The 11,809-nt window shown below is 58.9% G+C and carries 10 protein-coding genes and 1 pseudogene; 5 read left to right on the forward strand and 6 right to left on the reverse strand.

The features are described from left to right. A pseudogene (locus QZ302_RS06015) lies at positions 1–354 on the forward strand (cyclically-permuted mutarotase family protein); the annotation flags it as partial. A 76-nt stretch (positions 355–430) separates the two neighbouring features. Then, a complete protein-coding gene (locus QZ302_RS06020; RefSeq protein ID WP_294593625.1) occupies positions 431–1,717 on the forward strand; it encodes an MFS transporter in 1,287 nt (428 codons plus the stop codon). Here QZ302_RS06020 and QZ302_RS06025 read toward each other — a convergent pair. Together QZ302_RS06025 and QZ302_RS06030 are read right to left on the reverse strand one after the other, a co-directional pair. Further along, entirely contained in the window at positions 1,678–1,911 is a 234-nt protein-coding gene (locus QZ302_RS06025) for a hypothetical protein (RefSeq protein WP_294593628.1), read from the reverse strand. The genes QZ302_RS06020 and QZ302_RS06025 overlap by 40 nt on opposite strands. A gap of 187 nt (positions 1,912–2,098) precedes the next feature. Next, complete coding sequence (locus QZ302_RS06030) at positions 2,099–2,239, reverse strand: hypothetical protein (RefSeq protein WP_294593630.1); 141 nt, start codon at positions 2,237–2,239, stop codon at positions 2,099–2,101. Between the two features lie 627 nt (positions 2,240–2,866). Between QZ302_RS06030 and QZ302_RS06035 the strand changes: the two genes are divergently transcribed. Continuing rightward, positions 2,867–3,571 (forward strand): porin family protein, encoded by a 705-nt coding sequence (locus QZ302_RS06035; protein WP_294593632.1) that lies wholly within the window; start codon positions 2,867–2,869, stop codon positions 3,569–3,571. A 326-nt stretch (positions 3,572–3,897) separates the two neighbouring features. On the opposite strand, the gene QZ302_RS06040 is transcribed toward QZ302_RS06035, so the two are convergent. From QZ302_RS06040 to QZ302_RS06050, 3 genes are all read right to left on the reverse strand, one after another. After that, positions 3,898–4,821 (reverse strand): mechanosensitive ion channel domain-containing protein, encoded by a 924-nt coding sequence (locus QZ302_RS06040; RefSeq protein WP_294593634.1) that lies wholly within the window; start codon positions 4,819–4,821, stop codon positions 3,898–3,900. Positions 4,822–5,187: 366 nt separating this feature from the next. Then, positions 5,188–5,385 carry a hypothetical protein gene (locus QZ302_RS06045; protein ID WP_294593636.1) on the reverse strand — a complete coding sequence of 66 codons (198 nt, stop codon included), beginning with the start codon at positions 5,383–5,385 and terminating at the stop codon, positions 5,188–5,190. Between the two features lie 29 nt (positions 5,386–5,414). Continuing rightward, on the reverse strand, positions 5,415–6,170 hold the full coding sequence (locus QZ302_RS06050) for an ion channel (protein ID WP_294593638.1): 756 nt from the start codon (positions 6,168–6,170) through the stop codon (positions 5,415–5,417). Between the two features lie 142 nt (positions 6,171–6,312). Between QZ302_RS06050 and QZ302_RS06055 the strand changes: the two genes are divergently transcribed. After that, positions 6,313–7,107, forward strand: coding sequence for a Cof-type HAD-IIB family hydrolase (locus tag QZ302_RS06055; protein ID WP_294593640.1), 795 nt, complete (start codon positions 6,313–6,315; stop codon positions 7,105–7,107). A 147-nt stretch (positions 7,108–7,254) separates the two neighbouring features. Next, positions 7,255–9,576, forward strand: a complete 2,322-nt coding sequence (locus QZ302_RS06060) for a glycoside hydrolase family 20 protein (RefSeq protein ID WP_294593643.1) — start codon at positions 7,255–7,257, stop codon at positions 9,574–9,576. Positions 9,577–9,989: 413 nt separating this feature from the next. On the opposite strand, the gene QZ302_RS06065 is transcribed toward QZ302_RS06060, so the two are convergent. Then, complete coding sequence (locus tag QZ302_RS06065; RefSeq protein ID WP_294593641.1) at positions 9,990–11,168, reverse strand: TolC family protein; 1,179 nt, start codon at positions 11,166–11,168, stop codon at positions 9,990–9,992. Between the last annotated feature and the right edge of the window lie 641 nt (positions 11,169–11,809).

The following is an 11,809-nucleotide window of genomic DNA, read 5'->3' on the forward strand; positions in this document are numbered from 1 at the left end:
GCATGGGGGGCGGATTCGATCGTCTGCTTCGGCGGGGTGAACGGGGCGGTCTTCACGGAGGCGTTGGATCGGGCGTGGGCGCTGGCGGTTGCGCCCGAGAACGATAGTCTGCGGCGAGTGCAGCGGACTTATATGGAGCAGGAGCCGGGGTGGTATCGGTTCAACGACCGGGTGTTGATTTTCGACACGGCGGCGGAGCGGTGGTTGGTCTCTTCTGAGCGTGCGCCGCAGGGTGCACGGGCGGGAGCGGGGGCGACGCCGATGCGGTGGGGGACTTCTCCGGGTGTCTTGTTGTTCAACGGGGAGCTGAAGCCGGGGATCAGGACGCCGGAGGTGTGGCTGTGGCGGCCGTGACGGACGGCGGGGCCGGTGGCTGTCGGTGGGGAGTTTTTGCCGACAAAAAACTCGACAACCAAACTCTTTTCACGATATGAATACATTCGACACCGGAGGAGCGGCACAACGTTCGCGGATCTATCCGTGGGTGGTGGTGGGTTTGCTGTGGGGCGTGGCTTTGCTCAATTACATGGACCGGCAGATGCTCTCGACCATGCGCGATGCGATGCAGGTCGATATCGCGGAGTTGCGTTCGGCAGCCAATTTCGGTCGCCTGATGGCGATCTTCCTTTGGATATACGGTTTCGTCAGCCCGGTGGCAGGGGCGGTGGCCGATCGGATCAGCCGGAAGTGGCTCATCGTGGGCAGTCTGTTCGTCTGGTCGGCGGTGACGTTCGGCATGGGATATGCCGAGACGTTCGGACAGCTCTATGCGCTGCGGGCGGTGATGGGGGTCAGCGAGGCGCTCTATATTCCGGCGGGGCTGGCGATGATTGCGGACTGGCATCGCGACCGGTCGAGGTCGCTGGCGGTGGGGATTCACATGACGGGGCTCTATACGGGACAGGCGATCGGCGGATTCGGCGCGACGGTGGCGGCGGCCTTTACGTGGCACACGACGTTCCACTGGTTCGGGGTCATCGGGATGGTCTATGCCTTGGTGCTGGTGCTCTGTCTGCATGAGAACCGTGCGGCGGTGGTTGCGCGGCGGTTGAATCGCGAGGCGGTCAGGGGCGAGGAAAGTGTTGCGGGGCGGTTCCGGGCGTTGCTCAAGGGTTTCGGGCTGCTGTTTTCGAATGTGGCGTTCTGGGCGATTCTGTTCTATTTTGCGGCGCCGAGTCTGCCGGGGTGGGCCACTAAAAACTGGTTGCCGACGCTCTTCTCGGACAGTCTCGGAATCTCGATGGACAAGGCGGGGCCGATTGCGACGATCACGATTGCCGTATCGTCGTTCGTGGGGGTGATCGTCGGGGGGATTCTCTCCGACCGGTGGGTGCGGCGGAACTTGCGGGGGCGGGTTTACACGGGGGCGATCGGGCTCGGGATGACGATTCCGTCGCTGCTCCTGCTGGGCTTCAGCCATAGTCTGGCGGGAATTGTCGGGGCGGGGTTGTTGTTCGGGGTGGGGTATGGTATTTTCGACGCCAATAACATGCCGATTCTCTGTCAATTCGTTTCGGATCGTTACCGGGCGACGGCGTATGGTATTATGAATATGACGGGGGTCTTTGCGGGGGCGGCGGTGACAAGCATACTGGGGCGATGGACGGACGGGGGAGATCTGGGGATGGGATTCGCGTGGCTCAGCGTGATCGTGGCGGCGGCGGTGGCCATCCAGCTTTACTTCCTCAGACCGAAGACGGACAACATGGCGGACTGAGGTAGCGGGAGAATGGGCGGATAAAAATCAGGCAGGCTTTTGAGGCCTGCCTTCATTTTTTTACGATCGTACTGTTTTTTCGACCGGTGGATGCGCCGGACGCCGACCGGATGTCCGTGTGCGGCGATCTCCTCGTTGCGACTGGCCCGTCGGTTGGCCCGGAGGTAGTCGTTTTCGGTGATTCGTCTTTTCATGATTCGTTGTGACAGGTTTGTCTGCCTGTTCGGCAGAATGCAAAGATAAAGGATTTTTTTGCAGAGGCTTCCGCCTTGGCGCGCGAACAGAGAATGAGTCTTGCGGAGCCTGAGGCGTGCGGACAGGGGGGTAGAGGCACCCATTTAAGGCTGAGGCTGCCATCTTTCGCGTGCCGAGCGTCACCGTTTATTCCGAGAGGCAACGCAACTGAAAACCGTGGCCGCGGCTACCCTTATAGTCGGAACTGAGATATTGCGGGCCGAAATTTAAATCCAAACCGCTGAAGCCACTTATGTCGGAAGACCAACCGTAGCCACCGCTGCCCACATGTAGCAGATTGCCTAACCGGCCATTGTTTCCTCCGTCGCGGAAGCCCGGGGCGGGGTGTTCCTTATTCCGAAATCGGGATGCACGATACGCTCTGTAAGAATTGCAGAGCTGCCGAAGACCAGTTCCAACCCCTCGGACGGGCCGGGCACAACGAAACAGGACAGAGACACGTCAGATAATGTGCATCTTTGGTTTAGTTATTTGATTTTACTTTAATTTTGCGGCGCGGTATTCTACTCGAACCGGAAAATATCTTTATTTTGCGATACCCCCATCCATGAGTGCTTGTTCGGCCGCGAAAATTTTTCTACTTTTGTAACGTCGTGTGCAATAATGTGCCCGGCATACATGCTGAAAGTGTTTTCGCACTGTCCTTCAAAGAGAATGTAGCAGTTTTCGAAATGTAAGAGGACAACGAACAGCACTCATTTCTTGTTTAGTCTATGGCTGGGACGTGTTCTGCGTGTCCGTACTCCATGTCTATTCGAGTGTGGGGTATTGCGTCGTTTATTTTTACATGGGTTCTGCTACAACCTTCTTTGGGATAAACGAAATCAGCTCCACACTTTCTCTTTTTTTAAGAACGCTTCCGGGGAGTCGGGAAGCAAAAATCAGGAACTTTTTATGAAAAAAGTTTTATTATTGGCTGTTTTTACAGCAGGAGTTGTCTTTGGCGCTAATGCACAGGACAAAAAGGTTTCATGGGGTGTACGCGCCGGAATGAACTTGTCTAACATCCACGACAAGTACACGGGAGAGCTCGGGACTGGTGAGAGCAAGTCGGATTATGAACAGGATTTCAAGACCCGTGTAGGATTCAACCTCGGGGTCGTTATGGATTGGAACATTACCAAGAATTTCACGATCCAGCCGGGACTCTATTTTACGACCCGCGGGGGTAAACTCAAGGAGAACGACGACGATTTCAAGTACAAGGAAACATGGCGTGCAAGCTACCTTCAGTTGCCGATCTTGGCCTCCTATCGGTTTAGGGTTTCTGATAAGGTAAAATGGCAGATCAATGCAGGTCCTTATATCGCATGCGGCCTCGGAGGTAAGGTAAAATGGGAGGGTACTTATGCCGGGGAGACCGAGAAGGGAGATTATAAATTGTTCAAAACGACGGATTCCGATGATGATGAAGAGGTCGGCGGCGTGAAACGTTTCGATGCCGGACTGAGCTTCGGGACGGGTGTTTCGATAAACAAGGTGTATATCGGGGTATCTTACGATTTGGGTCTTGCCAATATTCTTAACGACAAACAGTGGGGCAAGGATTATAAAGCGAGAAACCGCAACTTTGCCATTACTGTGGGATATAACTTCTAAAAACGCATTACGCGTCGATAACAAAGATAGCGGGCTGCTGCAGCTCGCTATCTTTATTTATTGATTGAATACGGGAAAAAGGGAGGAAAGGTCGGAGGCCGATCAGCTTGCTGAACGGGTAGCGCCCCCTAACGGCTAAAAGGCTGTTAGAGGTATTAGGCTGCCCCAAAAGAAATTTAGTGGACACCGACGGGGCAAGCCCGTGTTTAGTCTGTCACCGGCAAGATGTCAGCGACGGGAAGAGGGGCTGCCGAGATAGCTACAGCGCCCTGTTTCATCTTCGGATGAAACAGGGCGCTGTTTTGTTTAAAATTCTGCTCGGCAGACTATTTCGTCTCGTCTTTGTGGAGGTGTACGTCCATTTGCGGGAACGGAATGTTCAGGCCGCGTTCGGTAAAGGTCTTGTAGACCCGCTCGTTCAGGTCGAAATAGACGTTCCAATATTCGCCCGATTCGACCCACGCCCGCACGACGATGTTCACCGAGCTGTCCGCCAGCGCCGTCAACGCAACGAACGGTGCCGGATCTTTCGCCACCCGTTCGTCGGCCTCCAGCAGCTCCAGCAGCACCCCGCGCGCCACATCGTAATTGTCGCCGTAAGCGATGCCGAATGTCCAGTCCACCCGCCGTCGCGACTCGCGCGAGTAGTTGTTGATGATCCCCGTCGAAACCGGCCCGTTCGGCAGCAGGATCGTCTTGTTGTCCGCCGTGTTGAGCAGGGTGTGGATCAGCTGGATCTCTTTGACCGTCCCGCTCTGTCCCTGGGCTTCGATGAAGTCGCCCACGCGGAACGGACGGAAAAGCAGAATCATCACCCCGCCCGCGAAGTTCTGCAAGGTGCCGCTCAGGGCCATACCGATCGCCAAGCCGGCCGAAGCGAAGAGGGCGATGAACGAGGTGGTGTCGATCCCCAGAATGCCGATCGTGATGATGATCAGGAAAAGCATCATCGTGATCGTCACCAAACTGATCAGAAAGGCTCGCAACGATACGTCCACGTTCCGCCGCGTCATGATCCGATCCATCATCTTCCGGACGCGCCGGATCAGCCACCGGCCGACCCAGAAAATCACCAGCGCGATCACGATCTTCAGGGCGATCGAGACGGCTCCGTTGGCGACGGTTTTGAAGAGGTCCTGGGCCGACATGCTCGACAGGTTCTCCATCCATTGGCTGAACGAGGATTTCACGCTGTCGGCCTTTTCGATCACGATCGGATCGGTCATCAGTTGGGTAAAAAACGGAATCATATCGAAATTGGTTTATATTTCTGAAAACGAGGCGTTTGGGTTGTGATAGGTTGTTGGGGCGGCCACGTTTGTACGTGGTGCTTTGTCTCTCTGTAAAGGTAGCTATACTTTTTCGTTTTTTCCTAATTTTGACTTGCTGCTTGATTTTTGATTCGCATGCCGATGTCGAAACTGGCCTGCTTACAGGGGTGTGCTTTTGTGATTCGGGTCGAAGCCTGCGGGGCCCAGAGCAACGTGAGTTGCGGGCCTCCGCTGCGGGAGGCTTCGGCCCGGGCGGCTCTGCGAGCCGCAGGAGCACCAATAGGGTAGAAGCTGTCAGTTGCTTAGGGTAGCTCCAGCCAGCTTTCGAGTGCCGCGCATCCCCGTTTATTCCGAGAGGCAACGCAACTGAAAACCGTTGGCACGGTTGTCCGAGTAGCCGGGCTGAGCCGCATTCATCACGAAGCGCAAAGAGACGCCGTACGCCCCGAGAGTCGAAGCCGACCAGACGGAACCCTCGTAGCCGACGTGGCTCAACGCACCTGAGATGCAGAGGCGGTAGCCCGGGGCGGGGCTTTCGGCCATGTCGGGGCAGGCACGGAGGCGCCCCAATGTCAGACGTGCCCCTGTTTCTGTTCAGCCTGTTCCGCGGAATCCCCGGTCGGGGTGGAGGTCTGATGTCCGGCCGCTTGCGAACGGCTATTGACCACCCGATCCGTGATGTAGACCGTGAAAATCGGGAGCATCATCATGCCCGCTGCGGCCAGAAAAACCGAAAGAATCTTTCCCACCGGCGTCACCGCCACGATGTTCGACCCGACCGTCGTCAAATCCATCGTCGCCCACCACAACGCATCCGAGTAGGTCTTCACATCCGGATTGAGCCCCCGTTCCGCCACGAAAAAGATCAGACTCGTAAAGTAAGTCGTCGCCGTCAGGATAGCCAGGTACGAAACCATCAGACTCGTCGCGCTCCGGTGGGTGAACCAGCGGGTGATCACCACCAGCCCGTAGCCCCCGCGCAGCAACGGCACGAACCCCAACAGGTAGTGCAGCTCGTGCGGAATGTTCCACTGCGCATAGTGGACGATGTTCAGAAACGGGATCGAGAACAACAGCAACAGGAAATTGTGCTTCACGAAGCGGCCCTTGCGCGGGGCGATGACCCACCGAACCAGAAAGTCGAGGATGAAAATCGAACAGACGACCAATTGGATCGTGAGCGTCATCGGACTGGCCGGCCGGTAGCGGCCGACCGTCAGGATGTCGTACGACAGCGACGCGATGATCGCCAGCGAACCCAGCAGAACAAGGATGTTGAGCCAGTCGATGATGCGTTTATCGACCGGAGTGAGTCGGATATCTTTCATAACGGACGACGATGCGTTTATTTCTGTCCTCAGCCGCAAAAACAGTGCCATCGGACAGCGGCGTAAGCGGTGAAATTGCGGGCCCGGACGGCGGATAATTCCGAAACGAGCCGTAATTTTGCGGTGCGATCGACAGCCTCTTATGATAAAAGCCCTCTTTTTCGACATCGACGGCACGCTGGTCAGCTTCCGCGACCATGCGGTGCCGGTCTCGACCCGGCGCGCGCTCGAACAGCTCCGGCAGCGCGGCGTGAAACTTTTTATCGCTTCGGGACGTCACCCCTCCGATATCTTTCCCGTTTGCGATTTCCCGTTCGACGGCTATGTCGCTCTGAACGGCGGATACTGTCTGGCCGGACGCGACGAGGTGGTCTTCCGGCGGGCGATCCCCGAGGAGGATGTCGAACGGCTGATCCGGTGGCAGCAGGGGCCCGACGCGTTCGCCTGCGTGCTGGCCGGCGAGCGCGAGATGTGTCTGAACTTCGTCGATGAGCGGGTCGAGCGGATCCGGAAGCTGGTCAGGACGTCGCAGCCCGCCCGGCTCGTCTCGGCGGAGGAGTGGAGCGAGGCGGCCCGACGGGGAGTCTTGCAGCTGATCGCCTTTTTCAGCCCGGAGGAGGAGCCGCGGCTGATGCGGGAGGTGTTGCCGGGCTGTCGGCCCATGCGGTGGAATCCGCTCTTCGCCGATGTCGTACCGGCGGGGGTGGACAAGGCCGAGGGGATCGACCGGCTGCTGGCCCGGTTCGGCATCGGGCTCGACGAGACGATGGCCTTCGGCGACGGTGGCAACGACATTCCGATGTTGCGCCATGTGGGGACGGGGGTGGCGATGGGCAATGCCGACGGGGCGGTGAAAGCGGAGGCGGACTATGTGACGACGTCGGTGGACGAGGAGGGGATTGCCCGGGCTTTGCGTCATTTCGGGCTGATCGACTGAGCGGAAAGGGGCCCGGCGGGCGGAAACCGTAGGGGCCGATGGCGGGTTTACGGTTCGAAATTCCTATCTTTGTCTTCCGAGGGCTCTTTTCTCGGGGCCGTTTCTGTGAAATACCAACTAAAAACCAATACTCTTTCTATGATCTCGATTCATCGATTGTTGAAAACGACGCTGCTCGCCGGTCTCTTTACGGCCTGTGCGTCGGGTACCGTTCAGCGGGCCGACTATCAGGTTATTCCGTTGCCGCAGCAGGTGGCCGGGGTGCAGGGGGCCGATTTCCGGCTCGACAAAAATGCGAAGATTCTCTATCCGGAGAATAACGAAGCACTGAAACGGAACGCAGAATTCCTGGCCGAATACGTCGGTCAGATGACGGGGCTCCGGTTGCAGACGGCACCGGGGACGGGAACGGATGCGCGGGGGAATATCGTGCTCGCGACGGGGCTCGCGGCGGAGAATCCCGAGGCGTACCGCCTTCAGGTGACGGCCGATGGGGTGATCATTACGGGAGCTTCCGAGGCGGGTGTCTTCTACGGGATTCAGACGCTCCGCAAGGCGTTGCCGGTGACCGACGGGGCGGCGCTGCTGCCGCAGGTCGAGATCAACGATTGGCCGCGGTTCGGATACCGCGGGGCGCATCTCGACGTGAGCCGCCATTTCATCGGGGTCGACTCGGTGAAACGGTTCATCGACATGTTGGCGCTGCACAATATGAACCGCTTCCACTGGCACCTGACGGACGACCAGGGGTGGCGCATCGAGATTCGCAAACACCCGCGCCTCACGGAGGTGGGCTCGGTGCGCAAGGCGACGGTCGTGGGACACAATACGGGGGTCTACGACAGCGTGCCGCACTCCGGGTTCTATACCCAGGACGAGGCGCGCGAAATCGTGGCTTATGCGGCCGAACGCCACATCACGGTGATTCCGGAGATCGACCTGCCGGGGCACATGCTGGCGGCGCTGACGGCCTATCCGCAGCTGGGCTGCACGGGCGGGCCGTACGAGGTGTGGGGACAGTGGGGCGTGGCGGACGATGTGCTGTGCGCGGGGAACGACTCCACGCTGCGGTTTATCGAGGATGTGCTGGCCGAGGTGGTCGAAATCTTCCCGAGCGAATATATCCATGTCGGTGGGGACGAGTGTCCGAAGGTGCGCTGGAAGGCTTGTCCGAAATGCCAGGCGCGCATCAAGGCGCTGGGCATCAAGGGGGATGCGAAACATACGGCTGAGGAGTATTTGCAGAGTTTCGTCATCAACCACGCCGAAAAGTTCCTGAACGCCCGCGGGCGGCAGATCATCGGATGGGACGAGACGCTCGAAGGGGGGCTGGCGCCGAATGCCACGGTGATGAGCTGGCGCGGCGTCGAGGGCGGTATCGAGGCGGCCCGGCAGGGGCACCAGGCGATCATGACGCCGACGACTTACCTCTACTTCGACTACTACCAGAGCAAGGATGTCGACCGGGAACCGATGGCGATCGGCGGGTATGTGCCGGTCGAAATGGTCTACAACTACGAACCGGTGTCGCCGACGCTCTCGCCGGAGGAGGCGAAGTATATCATCGGGGTGCAGGCCAACCTCTGGACGGAGTATATTCCGAATTTCCGGCAGGTGGAGTACATGGAGCTGCCGCGGATGGCGGCGCTGGCCGAAATCCAGTGGAGCGATCCGACACAGAAGAATTACGAGCTCTTCCTGGCGCGGTTGCCGAAACTGGTGCGGATTTACGACCTGTTGGGGTATAACTATGCGACGCATGTGTTCGACGTGAATGTCTCGTTCCTGCCGAATCCGGCGGAAGGGGTGCTCGACGTGGCGATGTTCGCGATCGACAGCGCGGATATCCATTACACGCTGGACGGCAGCGAACCGACGGCTTCGTCGCCGAAGTATACCGACACGCTGAAGATCGACCGGCCGGGGACGCTCAAGGCGGTGGTGATCCGTCCGACGGGGGCCAGCCGGGTGTTTACCGAAGAGATCGCTTTCAACAAGGCGAGCGTGAAGCCGATCACGATGCTCCGGCCGATCAACAAACAGTATGAATATGCCGGTGCGGGGACGCTGGTGGACGGTCTGCGGGGGAACGGCAACTACAAGACGGGGCGGTGGATCGCCTTCTGGAAGAACGATATGGAGGCGGTGATCGACCTCCTGCAACCGACCGAAATCTCGCGGGCGCAGATCGAAACGTGCGTGGTGAAGGGGGACTGGGTGTTCGACGCGCGCTATTTCGGCGTGGAGGTGTCGGACGACGGCGTGACGTACCGGAAGGTGGCCGAGGCGGAGTATCCGACCTTGGGGCAGAAGGATCGGGACGGCATTTACGAACATGAATTGACGTTCGATCCGGTGACGACGCGGTATGTGAAGATCGTCGTGAAGCCGGAGCACAGTATGCCGGAGTGGCATCCGGGCAAGAACAGTCCGGCGTTCGTCTTCATCGACGAGATCAGTCTGAATTAGCGCGATTCGTCGCGGGCCTGATAGACGAAGGGCGATTCCGAACCGGTTCGGAATCGCCCTTCGTGGCATATGGAGGTGTTTGAGTTTGGTTGTCGTGGAAGGGGTGTTAACTTGCTTAGGGTAGAGGCTGCCCTTATTTTTTAGGGAAGACCCGGCCCTTTGCCCACCGCGGGCACGCGGCGTTTATTCCGAGAGGCAACGCAACTGAAGACCGTGGCCGCGATATTGCGAGCTGCTTGGATCAAGGTATTCGGTGTAAAAAGCCATGACCTGAGTTGTGGTGCTATTCGTTACCAACGTAGATGACCAACTGTATCCGATGTTACCGCCCCCATTAGCTATACCCCCATAGTCCGTCCGGCCGAAGTCGCGGTAGCCCGGGGCGGGCCTTTGTGAACCTTAATAGCCTCGTGCTAAAGCAGGCACAGGGCCATGGCGGCTCCGGCCTGAGCCACTTCGTATTTCAGGGTGGTGAGGTTGTCGCTCAAGGCGTACCACTCGGAGAGGGCCAGCAGGGCGTCGATGGCGGTCAGTTCGCCCCCCTTAATGGCTTTTTCGATGAGTTGCGGGTAGTTGTCCGACGCGTGAGCGGTCTGTCGGGTCGCCAGGGTGGAGGAGAGAATCCGGAACCGTTCGTACAGGGCTTTCAGACGTGCTTCGGCCTGCGTGGCGACGGCTTCATGCCGGGCTTCGGCCGCATCCCGGGCGGCTTTGGCTGCCCGGGTGCTGCCGATGTTCTGCCACAGCGGAAGCGAGATGCCGGCCAGCAGTGCGTTGGTGCCTTTGTGGCCTTCGATTTCGACTTTGTAGCCGACGGTCAGTTTCGGCAACCAGGCTTGTCGGCTCAGTTTCAGGGTGCGACGGGCGATCAGGGTGTCGATGGCGGCGGCTTCGAGTTCGTAATCGGCGGCCAGGGCGGCTTGTACGAATTCGTCGCGTGTGCCGCTGAAGGCGAAGGTCGGGTAGCCTTGTGCGGCGATGGCGGTGCCGCCGTTCAGCTGGGCCAGCGCTAAAGCGGCTTCGGCGTGTTCGGCTTCGGCGACGGCGAGATTGTCGGCGGCTTCGGTCAGCAGCATCCCGGCGTTGCGCAACTCGATCAGGGTCGTGCTGCCGTTTTCGATCCCTTTCCGGTAGAGCTCGACGGCTTGGCGCAGGGCGTCGCGCCGACGGCTGAAAATCTCGATCCGCTCGGTGGCGTAGACGAGGCGCAGATAGGCGTCTGATACTTCGCCCATCACGGCGCGTTGGGCGGTGCGGTGCTCCTGCTCGGCTTTCGAAATGCCTAATTTGCTGATTTTATTGCGCTGGTGGTAGACGGTGGGGAAGTCGAAGGCTTGTTCGAAGGCGAGTTCGTAACGGGTTTCGCCGACGAAATAGTATTCCAGTGCCACGGACGGATCGTCAGGAGCGAGGCCGGTACGCAGCTGGCGCACGGAGGCGGTGTGCTCTTTCTCGGCGGCTGCGAGTTGGGGGCTCCGTGCGGCGACTTCACGCAAAAAAGCGGCGTAGTCGGCGGTTTGAGCGGTTGCGATTCCGATGGCTCCGGTTGTGGCGAGCCAAAGGGTGAGGAAAATATGACGCTTTTTTTTCATCGATCGGGGTCTCGTTTGTTTTCGTTTTGCAAAGATAATCGGCTGCTCTCAGCTACGCAAGGGCGTGAGTTCGCACGGCCCGGGAGTTGGGCTGCTACCGCGGCGTTATTGAGGTAGAGGCTGCCGCAGAAATGCGCAGCATTTCCCGTCCCCGCACCCGTTGGGTGTTTTGTTAGGGTTGTCTCTGCCTTACTAAGTGGGGCCCGCCCGGCCCGAGGCCAGTTTTAGGAGGGTCAAAGCTCTTCCGCGCGCCTCCGCCTAAAGAGGGAAATCGTCAAAATGTGCTAGCACGTTTTGACAAGATTTCCCAAGGCGCGGCGAACAAAGAGCTGGGCTGAGGCTGCCATTAAACCACCCGAAGGGTGCGCCCGCCCGGCGTAAGGGCAGTACCCTCCGTTAGGACAGACGCGCGCCCCGCCTAAAGGAGCGCGCGAAATCCGTCGCCCGCCCGCGTAAATAAGGGATTTCACTCGTTTTGCGGTGAGCAAAATCGAGATGAAATCCCCGCGGGCGACGTTTAGGAATAGACCGCCTATCTTTCGCGTGCCGAGCGACGCCGGCGGAGCGATAGCGGAGCCGCAGTGAGGCGGACACGGGGCGGAGAACTGGGTCGAGCTTGGGGCTGTGTCTGTTCTTCGGGC

This window comes from uncultured Rikenella sp. (assembly GCF_910579375.1).
Lineage (GTDB): Bacteria > Bacteroidota > Bacteroidia > Bacteroidales > Rikenellaceae > Rikenella.